Genomic DNA, 16,780 nt, shown 5'->3' with positions numbered 1-16,780 from the left:
TGGAAGGGAAGGCTGTGGTCCGGCGTTGCCGCCGGACCACGGTTCAAAGGGCAGCTTACATGCCGAGCGAGGCCTTGTAGAGCTTGACCTGCTTGTCACGGCCGATCTGGTCGGTGAGCTTCTCCCAGGCGGCTGCGATGGCGTCGGCGCCTTCCTGCGCCTTCATCTTGCCGGCGAAGGTGTTGGCCAGGATATCCTCGGCGGCACTGTAATACTGGAAGATGCCGGGGATGCGCGGCTCGATTGCCGCGTTGGGATGGTTGTAGCTGTCGCCTTCCGACTTCAGGTACGAGGTGATGAAAGCCTCGTCGTAGCCGGCCGCCACCCATTCGGGAATGTCGAAATGGGAGTTGCGATAGGGCTGGAAGCCCGACGGATACATCGCCGTCCAGATCGACAGGTCCTTGCCGCCGAGATGGGCGGCCGCCGACCATGCCGCCTTCTTCTTCTTCTCGTCGCTATCGACGCGGGCCATGACATAGACGCCCCAGCCGAGATAGGCGCAGTTGGGCGAATAGTTCGGGCCGCTGGCGAGCTTCTCCCACTTGCCGGTCTTGGAGTTGTAGACGTCGTCGGAGCCCGGCAGGATCGAGAAGCCGGTGACGTCGCCGATAACCGAGCTATCGTTGGTCTTGACGTTCGAGCCGACGTCGCCCCACCAGGGGATCATCGAGCCGGTGCCGGCCAGGAACTGCTGGAAGGCGGTGGTGTTCGGATCGGCATTGATCTGGTCGGCGGGTTCCGACGGCAGGGCATCGATGACGTCCTGGATGGCGCGTACCCAGGCCGGATTGTTGACGCGCGGCTTCATCGTGTCGGCGTCGAACAGCCAGGCCTTGTCGTCGGGATGCTTGGCGTAGGCGGTGGCGCGGCTGCCGAGGAAGTAGAAGCCGAAACCGCCCCAGGGCTTGGGCGCGTCGAGATAGCCATAGACATCCTGGCCCTTGAACTTCTTGCCCTTGAGGAACTTGGTCACGGCCTGAACCTCTTGCCAGGTCTTCGGCACGCCCCATTCGCTCGTCGCTCCGCTATCCTTCCACTGCTTGGCGAGGTCGGCGTCTGCAAACACGTCGGTGCGGTAGTTGAAGTTGTGCGCGTCACCATCGATGGTGACCCGATACTGCTTGCCATCCCAGGTGCCGACGGGCGGCTTGAGGTAGTTGACGAGATCGTCGAAGTCGATCTGTTTCTTGACCCAGTCGGGCATCTCCGAAGTCAGGCCCTTGCCGCAGACGTCGCCCTCGAACGGCGCGCCCATCTCGATGATGTCGAAATCGACGGTGCCGGTGGCGATCGACTGCTGCAGCCGGGCGTTGTAGTCGGCCTGCGCCAGATCGATCCAGCTGATCTTGGCGCCGGTATAGGTCTCCCATGGCTTCAGGAAACCACGGAACAGCACATTGTGCAGGTTCTGGTTGTTGAGGCCCATGAAGGTGAGCTCGACGCCGGCGAACTCGCCTTCCTTGACATTGGCCTTGGTCGCCTCGAGGCAAAGCTCGCCGACCTTCTGGAAGTCGGCGTCGGTCGGCTGGCCTTTGCCAACCCCGGGGATCTGCAGGATTTTCGAGCGCAGTTCGCTTGCGGCGGAAGCCGGGCGCGTCAGGGCGCCAAGCCCGGCGCCGGATGCGGCCGCGATCGCGGCCATCGAGGCCGCGCCCTTCAATATGTCGCGCCTTGTAGCGCCGGCACGGACCAGTTTGTCGTAAAGACCTACTCGCATGGACTATTCCTCCCAGAACGTTAGTCGTGAATCGAAGTGCCAATCGTGCCGGGCGCTGGCCGTGTTCAGAAGCGAAACCAGGACCCCAACCTGCGTCGCCTCGCGTTCCGTTTTGTCGGATAGAGTACCGGCGTTCGGATTGGCGCTCGTCACTATTCTCACAACCAAACGCCGTGTCAACGAGGACGGGTTTTTATCTATAAGGGACCGACTTGCCCTGACCGGTCGCGTTGGTTAGCTTCTGCGCCTACGGCCAGTTGGAGCCGATGGGGGAACGATGGCTCAAGTCGCGATCAGCAATGTGGCCAAGGCGTTTGGAACCGTCAAGGTTCTGCACGAAGTCAGCGTCGACATTGCCGATGGCCAGTTCGTCGTGCTTGTCGGGCCGTCCGGTTGCGGCAAGTCCACGCTGCTCAGGATGGTGGCGGGGCTCGAGACCGTCTCCGGCGGCACGATCGCCATCGGCGATCGCGTCGTCAATCACCTGCCGCCCGCAAAGCGCGACATCGCCATGGTGTTCCAGAACTATGCGCTCTATCCGCATAAGACGGTCGAGCAGAACATGGCCTTCGCTCTCAAGCTGCGGAAAACCGACCCGGCCGTGGTGGCCGAGCGGGTCAAGCGCGCCGCCGACATCCTCGACCTGAGCCCCTATCTGAAGCGCTATCCGCGCCAGCTTTCCGGCGGCCAGCGTCAGCGCGTCGCCATGGGGCGCGCCATCGTGCGCAATCCGCAGGTATTCCTGTTCGACGAGCCGCTTTCGAACCTCGACGCAAAGCTGCGCGTGCAGATGCGCACCGAGATCAAGGAACTGCACCAGCGGCTGAAGACCACCACCATCTATGTCACGCACGACCAGATCGAAGCCATGACGATGGCCGACAAGATCGTCGTCATGCGCGACGGCCGCATCGAACAGGTCGGCGCGCCGCTGGAACTTTTTGACCGGCCGGCGAACCTTTTCGTTGCCGGTTTCATCGGCTCGCCGTCGATGAATCTGCTCAAGGGTACCGGGCGCAAGGGCGGCGTCGACATCGCCGGGACGCTGTTCCCGGTCGCTCCGAACAACCCCGTCGAGGAGGGGCGCGCCGTCGTCTATGGCGTGCGCCCCGAGCATCTCGAGATCCATCCCGATGGCGTGCCGGCGAAGATTTCCGTGGTCGAGCCGACCGGCTCGGAAACCCTGGTCTTCCTGCGTTTTGGTGACGGCGAGATGGTGGCGCTGTTTCGCGAACGCCATGACTTCAAGCCCGGCGATACGCTGAAACTTCGGCCAAGGCTCGACCATATCCATCTGTTCGACGCCGAGACCGGCAAGCGTCTCTGATCGCAACGCACTTCACGAGGACCATCATGCTCAAAGGGATCGATCCGTTGCTCAATGCCGACGTGCTCCAGGCATTGCGGGCGATGGGACATGGCGACGACCTGATCATCGCCGACACCAACTTCCCGTCCGATTCGGTCGCGCGCCGGACGGCGCTCGGTCGGGTGCTGCGCATCGATGCCTCGGCGGCACAGGTGGTGAAGGCGGTGCTGTCGCTTTACCCGTTGGACACGTTTGTCGACGACTCGGCCGCCCGCATGGAGATCGTCGGCAAGCCGGACGAGATCCCAGCGGTGCAAAAGGAAGTGCAGAAGGAGATCGATGCCGCCGAGGGCAAGTCCTGGCCGATGGTGCCGGTCGAGCGTTACGCCTTCTACGAGCGCGCCAAGCAGGCTTATTGCGTCATCCAGACCGGCGAACGCCGATTCTATGGCTGCTTTGCCTTCCGCAAGGGCGTCGTGCCGCCGGATGCGGAGTAGCGGCATGGCCTCGGGCAAACCGATCGTCATCCTCGGTGTCTTCGTCGCCGATACGGCCTACAGGGCGCAGCGCCAGCCGCGCATGGGCGAAACGATCCTCGGCAACTCCTTCAAGCTGGGACCAGGCGGCAAGGGGTCGAACCAGGCGGTGGCGGCCGGCAGGTTGGGGGCCGACGTCACGTTCCTGACCCGGCTCGGGGTCGACGCCTTCGCCGAAATGGCCAAGCGGACCTGGAAGGATGCCGGCGTGAAGAGCGCCGCCATCGATACGCCGGACAGCTATACCGGTGCCGCCTACATCTTCGTCGAGGAGGGGAGCGGCAACAACGCCATCATCGTCAGTCCCGGCGCCGCCATGCTGATCACGCCGGACGATATCGGAGCCAATGCCGAGCTGATCCGTGGTGCCGGTGTTTTCGTCACGCAGCTCGAACAGCCGATCGACGCCGCGCTGCGGGCGCTGGAGATCGCGCGCGGGGCAGGGGTGACGACCATTCTCAATCCGGCACCGGCGGCAAAGCTTCCCGACCGCGTCTACACGCTCTGCGACTATCTAACACCGAACGAGACCGAAACCGAGGAATTGACCGGGCTGAAAGTCTCCTCGGTCGATGAAGCGCGCGCCGCCGCCGGCAAGCTGCTGGAAAAGGGCGTTGGGACAGTCATCGTCACGCTCGGCGACAAGGGGGCGCTCCTGCACACGAAGGATCGCTCCGAGCATGTTTCCGCCATCAGCGCGGGGCCTGTGGTTGAGACGACGGGAGCTGGCGATGCGTTCAATGGCGGCCTTGCCGCGGCACTTTCGCGCGGCGTGGAGCCTCTGGAGGCGGTACGCTTCGCCTGCGCCGTTGCCGGCATTTCCGTGACCCGTCCAGGCACCGCACCGTCTATGCCGACAGTGCAGGAGGTCGAGGCGCTGCTGGCCAAGAGCTGAGGCAATTGCACGGGGCTCGCAGGCCACCCCGGAGGCCGGACTGTTCGGCCTCCGATGTCTCGCGTTCGATGGGCGTTGAGAAGCTACTGCTTGATATAGCAACGCTTCCCGGCATCGGGAGCGGGATCGCCGAAGGATTCATTGTCGCATTCGACGCCATCCCGGAACACGTCCTGCGTGAACCGGCCGCGCGCGCCATACCTGACCACCTTGCGGCCATAGAAATCGCAGAATTCGCCTTCGTCGGCACAGGCCACCCATCTCTCGCGGCGAGGCTCATCGTAACCGCCATCGGCTTCGCCACGACCGCGTAACACGATATAGCACGTCTTTTCGTGGCCGGGCGCAGGGTCGCCAAAAACGCGAGTTGAGCAGGGGACCGCGTCACGGTCGATAAAGCGCGATGTAGTGCGGCCCCCGTCACCAAAAACCACTTCAGCCGGAAATGGCAGTCGGCAAATGCCGCCCTCCCTTGCGCATCGCTGAAGCCGAGCAGCCGAAGCAGTGGCGGGAAAGATGGTGGAAGCAACCATTGTAAGGCCAGCAAGGCTTATGGCCGTGAACACCGTGCTCATCGAGGTGGTTGAGGCGATAGACACTGTAAGTCCTCCCGGGTCGTTCAGGCTGTATGGTTATGGTAGCCGGATTATCTCAGGCCAGGATATTTCAGAGGTGAATCAAGCGTTTTTTTAGGCGGAAGCGCAAGCCCCAAGCGGTTTGCCTGGCGCAAACGTCAGGCCAAGGGAGATATCTGTCAACGCAGGAGCCGAAACAGGCCGGCAGCCGACGTTCCGAGCTGACAGGAGGCAAATCTCATCCGGCACCACGATCATGGCCGCAAGCCCATGCATGGCAGATCGAACCCAGATTTGAAAGGTTCTGGATCACATCCGCATACATGCATCTTTGACAGACAACGTCGACATTTCTACTAAGCCAAGGGTTTGTGTCCCTTGAGAGAAATGGCGCGAGTGACGGGGCTCGAACCCGCGACCTCCGGCGTGACAGGCCGGCACTCTAACCAACTGAGCTACACCCGCGCATTGACGAGCACGTGTCAGCCGTGTTCGTCGTTGGGGCGCTGGATAAGGGGTTCGCTACCGGGTGTCAAGCGCACCAAACCATCATAACGCCAAACAGGAGAAGGTTTTTTGACAGCCGGCATTTTGTTCGCAAATCCGGCCTGCGAACAGGGCGCCTCGCGCTCATTTGGCCTTGCGAAGCAAGTCCCGACCGCTTAAAGGTCCGGCCCGGAGCGGGCGATTAGCTCAGTTGGTAGAGCGCTTCGTTTACACCGAAGATGTCGGCGGTTCGAGCCCGTCATCGCCCACCATATCTTTCCCCCAGTTGATGTTTTCCGGTTGCGGGCGCCACGAAATCGCCACGTCGACAACGGGCAATAGCTCACCTGTTGTCCTTCGTGCGGGCGGTGCATTGCTTTTTCACGGGTGAGCGGCATTTTCGCAGGAAGTTTTTGGGCCTCGGGCGTTTATCTCAATAGAGATAGCCATTGCCGTGGAGCTACAGCTCCCGCCGGGGGCAACTGGGCCTCTCGGCTCGCGACCGCGGGTTTGTGGCTGCAGGTCAAGGGAAAATGCCCGTTCAAGCTTTCATTAACCGAATTGCCACGGCCGTTCTGATCACGGCGTTCACGAATTCTTCCTTCAATTTGCGGGCTCCCAGCTGGCAGATCCCCGCCGCCGTGCAATTTTCAATCGCATGGCCGACAAGGGCGGCATCGAACATCGCTATTCCTGCTTCGCACCCGCTGGTGATCCTGAGGGGCTGAGCGTCGACCTGGCGGGTGTTTTCAAGCGCGGAGCGTTTCCGGGTACGGCCAAACGCATGGAAATGTATTCCACTGCCGCGCCCGCGCTGGCCGAGCGAGCATTGGAGCGACTCCTGGTGGGCGAAGACAGGAAAGGTGTCACCCATCTGATTGTCACCACCTGTACGGGCTTCTCCGCCCCCGGCATCGATCTGGAAATAATCGCCCGATGCAATCTGCCCACCACCGTGGAGCGCACGATCATCGGCTTCATGGGATGTTATGCGGCAATCAATGCGCTCAAACTGGCGCGGCACATCGTTCTGTCGGAACCTGCGGCCCATGTTGTGATCGTCTGCATCGAACTCTGTACGCTCCATCTCAAGGAGACGGCCGACCTCGAAAAACTGCTATCTTTCTCCCTCTGGGGCGATGGCTGCGCGGCCGCGTCGGTGACCTCCCGCCCGTTCGGCATCGGCCTAGACAGTTTTCACGCGATCGTGGACGCCGACGCCCGCGACTTGATGAGCTGGAGCTTGCACGACGACGGTTTCGACATGGTTCTGTCGGGGCAAGTTCCTGCTGCAGTCCAGAATGCGCTTGGCAAAGGGATCGGCGCCATCTTGGGAAACAGGATCGCCGCCAACATCGACCTTTGGGCTGTTCACCCGGGTGGGCGTTCCATTCTCGACGCCGTGGAGCGCGCGCTGGATCTTCCTCCCGATGCGCTGTTGCCGTCGCGCGATGTGCTTCGCGAAAACGGAAACATGTCTTCCGCCACAGTCATGTTCGTGCTGGAGCGGATGCTTCGCGGGTTCACGGATGATGACGTGGGCTGTGCAATGGCATTTGGCCCCGGCCTCACGGCCGAGACGATGATGTTCCACACGGCCGGCCGTGCCTGACATGGCCACCGGTCTCGACAGCCGTCTTATCCAGCCGGAACTGCTCGATCATTTGCCTCCCGACGATCCCAGGGCGATTGGCTCCCGACGTGATCTGATTTGGATAAATTCGCTGATGTTTCAACATGCGATCATGTCCAACCTCCTGAAGGCCAGCGTGCGCGAGGGTTCGATCAGAATCTTGGAAGTCGGGTCCGGCGACGGTGCATTCATGCTCTCGGTTGCAAGGCGCCTCGCCACGAAGTGGATCGACGTGGAGCTGGTCATGCTCGACCAGGTTGACCTCGTCACCGACCGGCGGCGCGCCGATTTCGCGGCTCTGGGCTGGCGGGTTGAAACCGTTACCGACAATATCTTCGACTGGATCGCAAAACCCGGGGGTGCCGCCTACGACGTTGTCTCGGCCAATCTGTTCCTGCACCATTTTTCCGACACCGCCTTAAAGATCCTGTTCGAAGCCCTATGCCGTCTGGCGCCGGTATTCCTCGCCGCCGAGCCGAGCCGAAACATTGTCGCTTTAAAAGCATGCCCGCTCCTGCGCCTTGTCGGTGCAAACCAGGTCACCATGCACGATGCGGCGGCAAGCGTCCGCGCAGGTTTCGCTGGCAAGGAACTTTCCGGTTTGTGGCCTCTCGGTTCCGCGCAGCAGTGTGAAGAGCGCAGAATAGGCCCGTTTACCCACGCCTTCCGCGTTTTCCCCAAGGAAGGACTTGCGCGATGTACGATGCCATCGTCATAGGTGCCGGCCCAAGCGGCTCGTCGGCAGCATTGGCCTTGCGCGGCCAAGGTCGTTCTGTGGCCATCATCGAAGCAAGCGAGTTTCCACGCCGCAAGGTCTGCGGCGAATTCATGTCGGCGGTCAATCTGGAGCTGTTGGACCGTCTGGAGGCGGGCGTGGCGGTTCGTGCCAAGGCAGGGCCGGAAGTCAAGCGGGTTGGCTTGTTCGCGTCGGGCCCTGGCATCTTAGCGGGCATGCCGCGCGCCGCGGGAAATGCTTTCGGGCGGGCGCTTGGACGGGACGTTCTGGATGGCATCCTCTTGGACACGGCGCGCAATGCCGGAGCCGACGTTTTTCAGCCGTGGCGCGCGGTGGAGATCGCCAGCAATGGCGATCGTGCCATCGTCCGGATTGCCAACAGGGAGGGTCAGACAAGTCTTAGCGGGCAGGTGGTGATTGCGGCGCATGGCTCCTGGGGGCAGGGCAGGTTGCCAACCAATCTCCCGAAGAGCAGCGCGGCATCCGATCTGTTTGGCTTCAAGGCCCATTTCAGGGGAGCGTCGCTCGCTCGAGACCTCATGCCGCTCCTGGTGTTTCCGGGCGGCTATGGTGGCATGGTGTGGGCGGATCAGGACAGGATATCGCTGTCGTGCTGCATACGCCGCGACGTGTTGACCAGGCTGCGCAAAGAGGGCGGTGCGATGTCCGCGGCCCAAGCCGTTCACGCGCACATACTGGCATCGTGTCCGGCCGCGGTTTCCACGATCGGCGACGCCAGCCTCGAAGGTGAATGGCTTGCCGCCGGTCCCATACGTCCGGGGATGCGCCCACGATTTGCCGACGACATATTTCGGGTCGGCAACATCGCCGGCGAGTCTCATCCAATCATCGCTGAAGGCATCTCCATGGCCCTGCAGTCCAGCTGGCTTCTCGCTGGCGAATTGGCAAGGTTCGAACAATGGGACCGGACGGCGCGCATCGCCGTCGGCAAACGCTATTCAAGAGCGTGGAGCCGGCAATTCGCCACTCGCATTCATGCCGCCGCACTGTTGGCGCGCATTGCCGTCCTCCCCAACTCTAATACGGCGATGAAGACTTTCGTGGGTTGGTTCCCGAATAGCCTGACCTTAGGAGCCAGATTGTCCGGCAAGACGAAAGCCTTGCCTGCTCTCAGCCATCCGTAAGGGCATGAAGCCGGCCGGACGCTTGGAATTCGCTGAAGCGCTGGAGCCCGAATCGCAACTCAACAGGCACACGCTTCTTGGCGTATGGCTGCCCGCTCACGGCGGCACCATCCGGAAATCCTTGCCCTCGGGCAGCAATTGCCCGCCGTCGACGACAATGGTGGTGCCGGTGATGTAGCTGGCGTCGTCCGAGGCCAGGAACAGGAAGGCGTTGGCCACATCGCGCGGGCTGCCGAGCCGGCCGAGCGGGATCGAATCCTCCATGTTCTTGATATAGGCGGCGCCGCGATGCTGTTGGATGGCTTCGGTGAGGATATTGCCGGGTTCGACGCCGTTGACGGTGATGCCGTAGCCGGAGAATTCAAGCGCCGCCGCGCGAATGAAGCCGTTAATGCCTGCTTTCGTCGCCGAATAATGGCCGTGGCCAGGGCTGGTGACGTGGGGGCCGGTGATCGATGAGGTGTAGAGCATGCGGCCAGAGCGCTGCGCCTTCATCGGCACGAGGGCGGCGCGGCTGGCATTGAAAGTGCCGCGCAGGTTGACGGCCATGACGCGGTCCCAGTCGTCGGCGCTGGTGTTTTCGATCAACTGCCAGGGATAGATGCCGGCATTCTGCACGATGATGTCGAGGCGGCCGTGCTGTTTCAGCGAAAGTGCCACCGCGGCCTCGGCGTCGCTCATTTGCGAGATGTCGGTGCGGATGAAGGGGACGCCCAGTTCATCCGCACTTGCTTGCCCCGCCTCCGCCTCGCTGTCGGCCAGCACGAGCCGTGCGCCTTCTTCCGCAAAGCGCAGCGCGATGCCCTTGCCGATGCCGCGCGCGGCGCCGATGATCAGCGCTACCTTGTCTTTCAGTCGTCCTGTCATGCCAATCCTCGCCTCACGCCCTCTCACGCCAGTCTTTGGCGAATGGTTTGCTTGAATGCGTCGAGCAGCACCGCGGCCAGAACCAGCAGGCCGTGGATGACCTGGGTGAAATTGGCGGGCAGGCCCATCAGGTTGATCGCCGTGTTGATGGCCGAGAGCAGGAGCACGCCGGCATAGACGCCCGGCAAGGTGCCGACGCCGCCCTTCAGGCTGACGCCGCCGATAACCACGGCTGCAAAGGCATTGAACAGCAGGCCGACGCCAAGATTGGCGGTGGCGCCGGAGGTGCGGATCGCCAGCAGCCAGCCGGCGAGCCCTGCGATGGCGCCGGCGAGCACGAAGGCGATGATCAGGTTGCGGTTCACCCGGATGCCGGCGCGGAAGGTCGCGGTTTCATTGCCGCCGATCATCACCAGGTGCCTGCCGAACGGCGTCTTGGCCATGATCAGCGAGAAGACCACGAAACAGGCCACCGCGATCCAGGCGGTAAGCGGCAGGCCGATCAGGCGCTGGATGCCGAACCACCGGATGGCGGGTGCCAGATCCTGTGCCGAGCGGCCGCCCGAAATGACCAGCACGAGGCCGCGTACCCAGATGTAGGAGGCGAGCGTGATGATGAAGGCGCTCATCTTGACCTTGACCACAAGATAGCCGTTGAAGGCGCCGATGAGGCCGCCGACGACCAGCGCCAGCAGCAGCGAGACCGGAACCATCAGCCATTCCGGGTGCAATTGAACACCGAGGCCGATGCCCGAGGAGCAAAACAGGATGCCCACCGCCATGGCGCTGAGTGCGGCGACGGATTCGACCGACAGGTCCATGTGGCCGGCAATGATGACCAGCGCCAGGCCGATCGACATGACGCCGAGCACGCTCGACGCCTCGATGATGTTGGCGAAGATGCCGAGTTGGAAATAGTTCGGGATGAACAGCGAGAAGACGACCAGGACAAGGAGCAGCATGAACCAGACGAGGTTGTCGAGGACGAACTCCAGGGCGTGACGCGTGCGAGGGTTCATGTGTCGATCCGGTTGGCGTGCGCAATCAAGGCCGCAGCGAATTGTCTGCGTCTCGTTTCATGCGGGCAGGGATGGGCTCCGGGCCAGGTATGGCCCGGAGCGTTCAGGCGACATGCCTATTCGACCGACTTGACCGTATCGGTCGGCGGCTTCTGGTTGCCCCAGAAGGCCGGGTTGTCGACGTTCTCCTTGGTGATGGCGGCACCCGGAATCTTGATGTTCGGGCCCCACGCTTCCTTGGTGACGGTCGATTTCAGGCCAAGCACGTCGTATTCGCCGGGCTTGATCTCTTGCTTCTTCGCGACCTTGTCCATGAACATGGCGACGGCCGCGGCCTGTGCGTAAAGCGGCTGCTCTACTTCGACATTGAGCCAGCCCTTGCGGATCAGGTCGAGGCCGACCGGCGCGCCGTTCGAGCTCATCAGCATCACGTCGCCCGGCTTCTTGCCGGCGGCCTCTAGCGAAGCGACGGCGGCGACCGACAGGTGCGCGGCATGGCTGAAGATCAGGTCGATGTCGGGATTGGCCAGCATCTGGTCGGCAACGATGGTGCCGGCATTGCTGGCCTCCCATTGCATGGCCGGCAGCGAGATGATCTTGACGTCCGGGAACGCCTTCATCTTCTCTTCAAAACCCTTCTGGATGTCGAGCGTGTAAGGATCGCCGGGGTCGCCAAGCACCTGAAGGACCTTGCCCTTCACCGAGCCGTTCTTGGCTTTCAGAAGCTTTTCGGCCTGATCGGCGGCGACATAGCCGATCTCGACGGTACCCGCGACCGACGTGAAATCGGACGGTGTCGACGTGATCTGGCGATCGAATTCGACCACCGGAATGCCGGCGGCGCGGGCGGCCTCGATCGATGGTTTCAGCGCATTGAAATCGACGGCGGCCAGGATGATCGCCGCCGGCTTCAGCGCGATCACGTCGTTCATCTGCGATTGCTGCGCGTCGGTCTTGTTGTCGGCGTTCAGCGTCTTCATCTCGTAGCCGGTCTGTTTCAGGAACAGCTCCAGCGCGCTCACCGATCCGGTTTGGAACTCGTCGAGCAATGTCGGCACCAAGTAGTAGACAATACCCTTGGACTGGGCGAATGCCGGCGTGAGCGTGGCAAAGGCCAGTGCCAGGATACCGAAGACAGCAAGAAGTATTCGCTTCATGTCGTTGGCTCCCTGTTAAGCCGGACCCCTCTTTGTCCCTCAGCCCGCCGGTCCGGCACCGGCAAGCGTCTCCCCGGTGATCATGTTGATCACCGCATCGGGACTTGTCTTGTTGCGTGCGACATCGCCCGCCACGACGCCTTGCCGGATCACCACGATCCGGTCGGCGACCTGAAAAGCCTGCTGCATGATGTGGGTTATGATGACGACGCCGATACCCTGGCTCGCCACTTGGCGGATCATGTCGAGACCGCGCCGCGTCTGTTCGACGCCAAGTGCGGCGAACGGTTCGTCGAGCAGCACGAGTTTGCCGCCCCAGTGGACGAAGCGGTTGAGCTCGATGGCCTGGCGCTGGCCGCCCGAGAGGTGCTCGACATTGGTGCGCAGTGAAGGAATGCGGGTACCGGCGCTGGCCAGCGCCTTGCCGACGACAGCCTCCATGGCGCGTTCGTCGAGCACGGGAATGCCGAGCACCTTCCTCGTGATCTCGCGGCCCATGAAGAAATTGGCCACCACGTCGACATTGGTGCAGAGCGACAGGTCCTGGTAGACGGTCTCGATGCCGGCCGCCTTGGCTTCCGCCGGCGAACGGGCCAGGAACTCCTTGCCCTCGAACAGCATGCGGCCGGATGTCGGTTCGAGACCGCCCGCAATGATCTTGACCAACGTCGACTTGCCGGCGCCGTTGTCGCCGAGCAGCGCCACCACCTCGCCCTTGCCGATGGAAAAGCTGATCCCCTTCAGCGCTTCGATCGCGCCATAGTTCTTGGTCACGTTGTCGAGCACCAGCAGGGGTTCGCTCATGCAGCAATCTCCCTGGCCGAAAGGATGTCGCGGCCGCGCCCGCGTTCGGCGGCGAACATCTGGCCGAAGCGTGGCGACAACACCCCTGAGACGGCGAGTGCCGCCGCGCCGCGCAGCACGGCATGCTGGCCGCCGCTGGCGACGATGACACGCGGCGTCTTGCGATCAGCGCGAGCCGAAACCGAATTGTGCAGCGGTTCGGCCGCGTCCGCCAGGCGTTCGAGCAACTCCGACGCCGCCAGGCCGCCGAGCACGACCGTCTCTGGGTCGAAAAGGTTCTCGATGATGGCGATGGCATTGCGGAAGATCGGGCCGACCTGCGCCACCCAATCGGCGTCGCCGCCGGCCCGGCGGCCCCGCGCTTCGAGCGAGAGGTATCGCTCGAGGCAGCCGCGGTTGCCGCAGGGGCAAAGCTCGCCATCAGGGACCACGGGAATGTGGCCGATCTCGCCCGCATTGCCCCAAGCGCCGCGCAGAACGCTGCCGTCATGCATCATGGCGCCGCCGAGCCCAACGCCGAAATAGAGATAGTAATAATCGGAATGGCGGGCTCCGATGCCATAAAGCCTCTCGCCCATCGCGGCGGCGGCCATGTCGCTCTCGAAGAACGCCGGCAATCCCGTCGCGGCCGTCAGCCGTTCACGCAGCGCCACGTGCTTCCACCCGGTCATCGTGGTCGGGCCGACAAAGCTCATGGAGTCCACGTCGAACGGACCGGGAAGCGCCATGCCGATGCCGATGACGCGGCCGCCGGGCCGCTTGCCCGTCAGGTCGCGAACCATGGCGCCAATCTGGTCGAACGCATGATCAGGCGCCGCGTTGGGGGCTTCGCGGCGTGAACTCTCGATAACGTCGCCGCTGAGATTGATCAGTGCGGCGTCTATTCCAAGCGGCGTCAGGTGGATGCCGACGGCATAGCCGCCTTCCGGGTTGATGCGCAGCGTCGCGGGTGGCAGGCCACGGCCCTTCGGCTCTTCGCGTACGGAAAGGATGTAGCCCTGTTCCTCCAGTTCGCGAACGATGGTCGACACGGTCTGGACGGTGAGCCCGACATGCCTGGCGATGTCGCTACGTGCGATCGGGCCATGACGGCGGATGGACTCCAGCACGATGCGCCGGTTGTACGGCCGCCCGAACTCCTGATTGGTCCCCCGCAATGCCATGCCTTGCGCCCTCACGTGACGTAAGGTTCGCATCAAATATTTATTCAGTCAAATGGAATTCAAAAATAATCCGGAATGCGGATGGCGGAGCCGATCCTGTGGCGTCTCGCCTTCAGTGGATCAGTATTTGATGATCCTGCGCTCGACCAACACCACGGCGCAGAACAGTGCGATCGACAGTGACGAGGACAAGACGATGGCGGCGTAAAGCCGGTCCGACTGATAATTGAAGGACGCCTGGATGATCAGCGCGCCGAGCCCCTTGTCCGAACCGATCCATTCGCCGACGATGGCGCCGATGACCGCGGTGGCCGAGGCTATCCTGAGCGAGGAGAAAAGCATCGGCAGCGCGCGCGGCAGGCGCAGGCTCCAGAAAACTTCCCACCGCGTCGCCGACAGCACCCGGAACAGTTCGTGCTCGTTGTCGCTGGCGCCATCCAGTCCGCGGATCATGTTTACCAGCGTCGGGAAGAAGCAGATCACCGCCGCTATGACGATCTTCGGCGTCATGCCGAGCCCGAAAATCAGCACGATGATCGGCGCCAGTGCCAGGATGGGAATGGTGTTGAAGAACAGCACGACCGGGAAATAGGCCGCCTGCAGGATGCGGTTGTGCACGAACAGGATGGCGAGCAGCACGCCGGCAAGGTTGCCGATGACGAAGCCGGCCAGGGCCTCGATGAGAGTGGGGCGCAGATTGTCGAGCAACAGCGCGAGGTTCTTCTGGAAGACGCCTGCTATGGCCGTCGGTGTCGGCACGATGTAGGCCGGCACACCGAGCAAGGGCAGCAGGAACTGCCAGGTGAGCAGGATCGAAGCGGCACCCAGAACGGGCAAAGCGACGGACAATCGCGGAGAGAGCGGCGCCGGCCTCACGATGCACGCTCCAGCGCGGTGCGCAGTTCGGCCATGGCGGCGACGATGCCCGGATCTTCGCGCGTGCAGCGGTTGCCGTCCTGTTTGAGCGGCCGCATGTCGAGGTCCTTGACCAGCCGCCCGGGATTGGCGGCGAGAACGATCACACGCTCGCCGAGATAGGCGGCTTCGGCGATCGAATGGGTGACGAACAGGATCGTCGTGCCGGTGCGCCGCCAGAGGTTGAGAAGCTCGTCATTGAGCCGGTCGCGGGTGATCTCGTCGAGCGCCCCGAACGGCTCGTCCATCAGCAGCAGTTTCGGCTGCCCGAGCAGCGCCCTGGCGATCGCCACCCGCTGGCGCTGGCCGCCGGAAAGCTGGTGCGGCAGCCGCCCGCCGAATCCGCCAAGCCCCATCAACTCCAGCAATTCATCGCCGCGATCCTCGATCTTGCGCGTCAGGCTGCCTTGCCCGATGCCGAGCGGCAGCCGCACATTGTCGCGCACGGTGCGCCAGGGCAGCAGCGTCGAATCCTGGAAGACGAAGCCGACGTCGCGGCGCGAACGCACCGCGTGCGGCGTATCGCCCAGAACATTGATCGTGCCGCCAAGCGGATCGAGCAGGTCGGCGACCACGCGCAGCAAGGTCGACTTGCCGCATCCGGACGGTCCAAGGATAGACAGGAAGGAGCCGGTCTCGACCGTGAGGTCGAGGCCGGAAAGCACCTTGACGGCCACTTGCCGGCCGCCATAGCCGACATCGAGCCTGGTGGCTTCGATCGCGTTCGCCATCAGGCGGCGGGCGCGTCGAGCTTCGGCCGGTCGGCGGCCGAAAGTTCGAGAATCTTGGTGGTGTAGACGTCGGCCGCCTTCGGGCGCCCGTTCGGATACTGGCCGACCTTGTCGAGCAGCGCCAGCTGCTCCTCGATCGAGGCGGGATCGAAGGTGCCCCAGCCGTCCTTGGCGGTTGCGCCGTCGAAGGACAGCTTCAGCACCAGATTGACGGTCTTTTCTTCCCAGCCGAGGTCCATTTCGGGGTAGGCGGCGACCATCTTCTTCACTGCTTCCTGCGGGTTGGCGTGCACCCAGCCCCAGCCCTTGGCGACGGCGCCGATGAACTTCGCCAGCGTCTCGGGATCCTTTTCGATCGCCGCGTCGGTGGCGAAATAGACATCGGCGTAGGAGGCGAGGCCGAGGTCGCGCACCAGAAGGTCGGTGCGGTCGTCGCCGACGACGCTCAGCGCCTGGGTGTTGGTGATCCAGCCGCCGATGGCATCGACATCGCCGCGCACCAGCGGTCCCTTGTCGAAGCCGACATTGACGATCGTCACCTCGGACGGATCGATGCCGTTCTTCGACAGGATTTCGTCCATGACGAAGCGCGCTGTCGGCTGGATGCCGATCTTCTTGCCCTTGAGGTCGGCCACGCCCTTGATCGGATTGGTGGCCTTGGAGGTCAGCGCATAGGGCCCGGTGCGGAAGCCGCAGGCGATGATCTTGACCGGCACGCCGCTGGCGCGCGCCGCGTAGAGTTGCGGCGTCTCCGAAAACTGTCCGAGTTGTGCCGCGCCCGAGATCACCGGCGGCACGGTCGACGCGTTGGGACCGCCCGGGCTGAATTCCACCTCCAGTCCGGCGTCCTTGAAATAGCCATTGGCGACGGCGGCGATGTCGCCGATCTGGCCGTTGGATATCAGCCAGTCATACTGGATGACGACCTTGCCGGCGGCTTTCGCGCCCGGGGTCAGCACGAGCTGTACCCCCGCCGATGCCGCGGCGACGGCGGCGAGGCCGCCTTTGACGAAGGTGCGGCGGTTAAGACTGAAATCCTGGTTCCCACTCATTTTTCGCTCCTGTTGCAGACTTCTTGTTTCTTTTCGC

The 16,780-nt window shown here is 63.1% G+C and carries 16 protein-coding genes and 2 tRNA genes; 7 read left to right on the top strand and 11 right to left on the bottom strand.

The annotated features are described in order from the left end of the window. Positions 1-55: 55 nt before the first annotated feature. Entirely contained in the window at positions 56-1,720 is a 1,665-nt protein-coding gene (locus EN804_RS04370) for a sugar ABC transporter substrate-binding protein (RefSeq protein WP_127869587.1), read from the bottom strand. Between the two features lie 277 nt (positions 1,721-1,997). Here EN804_RS04370 and ugpC point away from each other — a divergent pair, with 277 nt between their 5' ends. From ugpC to rbsK, 3 genes are read left to right on the top strand one after another with little or no spacing between them, the layout of a single operon-like run. Further along, positions 1,998-3,047 carry a sn-glycerol-3-phosphate ABC transporter ATP-binding protein UgpC gene (gene ugpC, locus EN804_RS04365; protein WP_135918715.1) on the top strand — a complete coding sequence of 350 codons (1,050 nt, stop codon included), beginning with the start codon at positions 1,998-2,000 and terminating at the stop codon, positions 3,045-3,047. 26 nt (positions 3,048-3,073) lie between these two features. Beyond that, positions 3,074-3,526 carry an RbsD/FucU family protein gene (locus tag EN804_RS04360; protein WP_127278878.1) on the top strand — a complete coding sequence of 151 codons (453 nt, stop codon included), beginning with the start codon at positions 3,074-3,076 and terminating at the stop codon, positions 3,524-3,526. Positions 3,527-3,530: 4 nt separating this feature from the next. Next, on the top strand, positions 3,531-4,460 hold the full coding sequence (rbsK, locus tag EN804_RS04355) for a ribokinase (RefSeq protein ID WP_135918714.1): 930 nt from the start codon (positions 3,531-3,533) through the stop codon (positions 4,458-4,460). Positions 4,461-4,543: 83 nt separating this feature from the next. On the opposite strand, the gene EN804_RS38800 is transcribed toward rbsK, so the two are convergent. Both EN804_RS38800 and EN804_RS04345 read right to left on the bottom strand, forming a co-directional pair. Beyond that, positions 4,544-4,717: a hypothetical protein gene (locus EN804_RS38800; protein ID WP_348629813.1), complete on the bottom strand. Its 174-nt coding sequence runs from the start codon at positions 4,715-4,717 to the stop codon at positions 4,544-4,546. Between the two features lie 706 nt (positions 4,718-5,423). Further along, a tRNA-Asp gene (locus EN804_RS04345) sits at positions 5,424-5,500 on the bottom strand. A 217-nt stretch (positions 5,501-5,717) separates the two neighbouring features. Here EN804_RS04345 and EN804_RS04340 point away from each other — a divergent pair. From EN804_RS04340 to EN804_RS04325, 4 genes are all read left to right on the top strand, one after another. Continuing rightward, positions 5,718-5,793: transfer RNA gene (locus EN804_RS04340), tRNA-Val, on the top strand. A gap of 350 nt (positions 5,794-6,143) precedes the next feature. Next, on the top strand, positions 6,144-7,133 hold the full coding sequence (locus EN804_RS04335; RefSeq protein WP_348642029.1) for a type III polyketide synthase: 990 nt from the start codon (positions 6,144-6,146) through the stop codon (positions 7,131-7,133). A gap of 1 nt (position 7,134) precedes the next feature. Next, the gene (locus EN804_RS04330) at positions 7,135-7,872 is read left to right on the top strand and encodes a methyltransferase domain-containing protein (RefSeq protein WP_127278875.1); all 738 of its coding nucleotides are present in this window, start codon (positions 7,135-7,137) and stop codon (positions 7,870-7,872) included. Next, entirely contained in the window at positions 7,851-9,035 is a 1,185-nt protein-coding gene (locus EN804_RS04325) for an FAD-dependent monooxygenase (protein WP_135918713.1), read from the top strand. The genes EN804_RS04330 and EN804_RS04325 overlap by 22 nt, the downstream gene beginning before the upstream one ends. A 96-nt stretch (positions 9,036-9,131) precedes the next feature. Here EN804_RS04325 and EN804_RS04320 read toward each other — a convergent pair whose 3' ends face one another. From EN804_RS04320 to EN804_RS04285, 8 genes are all read right to left on the bottom strand, one after another. Continuing rightward, positions 9,132-9,902, bottom strand: a complete 771-nt coding sequence (locus EN804_RS04320; RefSeq protein ID WP_135880161.1) for an SDR family NAD(P)-dependent oxidoreductase — start codon at positions 9,900-9,902, stop codon at positions 9,132-9,134. 23 nt (positions 9,903-9,925) lie between these two features. After that, on the bottom strand, positions 9,926-10,921 hold the full coding sequence (locus tag EN804_RS04315) for an ABC transporter permease (RefSeq protein ID WP_135880162.1): 996 nt from the start codon (positions 10,919-10,921) through the stop codon (positions 9,926-9,928). Between the two features lie 116 nt (positions 10,922-11,037). Further along, on the bottom strand, positions 11,038-12,078 hold the full coding sequence (locus EN804_RS04310; RefSeq protein WP_135864116.1) for a sugar ABC transporter substrate-binding protein: 1,041 nt from the start codon (positions 12,076-12,078) through the stop codon (positions 11,038-11,040). 39 nt (positions 12,079-12,117) lie between these two features. Next, positions 12,118-12,882, bottom strand: a complete 765-nt coding sequence (locus EN804_RS04305; RefSeq protein WP_135864119.1) for an ATP-binding cassette domain-containing protein — start codon at positions 12,880-12,882, stop codon at positions 12,118-12,120. After that, positions 12,879-14,045 carry an ROK family transcriptional regulator gene (locus tag EN804_RS04300; RefSeq protein ID WP_135918712.1) on the bottom strand — a complete coding sequence of 389 codons (1,167 nt, stop codon included), beginning with the start codon at positions 14,043-14,045 and terminating at the stop codon, positions 12,879-12,881. Before EN804_RS04300 ends, EN804_RS04305 begins: the two co-directional genes overlap by 4 nt. Before the next feature lie 120 nt (positions 14,046-14,165). Then, positions 14,166-14,921: an ABC transporter permease gene (locus EN804_RS04295; protein WP_135880163.1), complete on the bottom strand. Its 756-nt coding sequence runs from the start codon at positions 14,919-14,921 to the stop codon at positions 14,166-14,168. Next, a complete protein-coding gene (locus EN804_RS04290; protein ID WP_135918711.1) occupies positions 14,918-15,691 on the bottom strand; it encodes an ABC transporter ATP-binding protein in 774 nt (257 codons plus the stop codon). The genes EN804_RS04295 and EN804_RS04290 overlap by 4 nt, the downstream gene beginning before the upstream one ends. Continuing rightward, a complete protein-coding gene (locus EN804_RS04285; protein WP_135880165.1) occupies positions 15,691-16,743 on the bottom strand; it encodes an ABC transporter substrate-binding protein in 1,053 nt (350 codons plus the stop codon). Before EN804_RS04285 ends, EN804_RS04290 begins: the two co-directional genes overlap by 1 nt. Positions 16,744-16,780 lie beyond the last annotated feature (37 nt).

Source organism: Mesorhizobium sp. M8A.F.Ca.ET.161.01.1.1 (assembly GCF_004792105.1).
In the GTDB taxonomy this organism is placed as follows: domain Bacteria; phylum Pseudomonadota; class Alphaproteobacteria; order Rhizobiales; family Rhizobiaceae; genus Mesorhizobium.
The sequence above is the reverse complement of the archived record's forward strand: the minus strand, read 5'-3'. Positions and strand labels throughout refer to the sequence as shown.

Coding starts and splice junctions, on each gene's coding strand:
- EN804_RS04370 (WP_127869587.1), bottom strand. CDS start 1,720: ATGCGAGTAGGTCTTTACGACAAACTGGTCCGTGCCGGCGCTACAAGG.
- ugpC (WP_135918715.1), top strand. CDS start 1,998: ATGGCTCAAGTCGCGATCAGCAATGTGGCCAAGGCGTTTGGAACCGTC.
- EN804_RS04360 (WP_127278878.1), top strand. CDS start 3,074: ATGCTCAAAGGGATCGATCCGTTGCTCAATGCCGACGTGCTCCAGGCA.
- rbsK (WP_135918714.1), top strand. CDS start 3,531: ATGGCCTCGGGCAAACCGATCGTCATCCTCGGTGTCTTCGTCGCCGAT.
- EN804_RS04330 (WP_127278875.1), top strand. CDS start 7,135: ATGGCCACCGGTCTCGACAGCCGTCTTATCCAGCCGGAACTGCTCGAT.
- EN804_RS04325 (WP_135918713.1), top strand. CDS start 7,851: ATGTACGATGCCATCGTCATAGGTGCCGGCCCAAGCGGCTCGTCGGCA.
- EN804_RS04320 (WP_135880161.1), bottom strand. CDS start 9,902: ATGACAGGACGACTGAAAGACAAGGTAGCGCTGATCATCGGCGCCGCG.
- EN804_RS04315 (WP_135880162.1), bottom strand. CDS start 10,921: ATGAACCCTCGCACGCGTCACGCCCTGGAGTTCGTCCTCGACAACCTC.
- EN804_RS04310 (WP_135864116.1), bottom strand. CDS start 12,078: ATGAAGCGAATACTTCTTGCTGTCTTCGGTATCCTGGCACTGGCCTTT.
- EN804_RS04305 (WP_135864119.1), bottom strand. CDS start 12,882: ATGAGCGAACCCCTGCTGGTGCTCGACAACGTGACCAAGAACTATGGC.
- EN804_RS04300 (WP_135918712.1), bottom strand. CDS start 14,045: ATGGCATTGCGGGGGACCAATCAGGAGTTCGGGCGGCCGTACAACCGG.
- EN804_RS04290 (WP_135918711.1), bottom strand. CDS start 15,691: ATGGCGAACGCGATCGAAGCCACCAGGCTCGATGTCGGCTATGGCGGC.
- EN804_RS04285 (WP_135880165.1), bottom strand. CDS start 16,743: ATGAGTGGGAACCAGGATTTCAGTCTTAACCGCCGCACCTTCGTCAAA.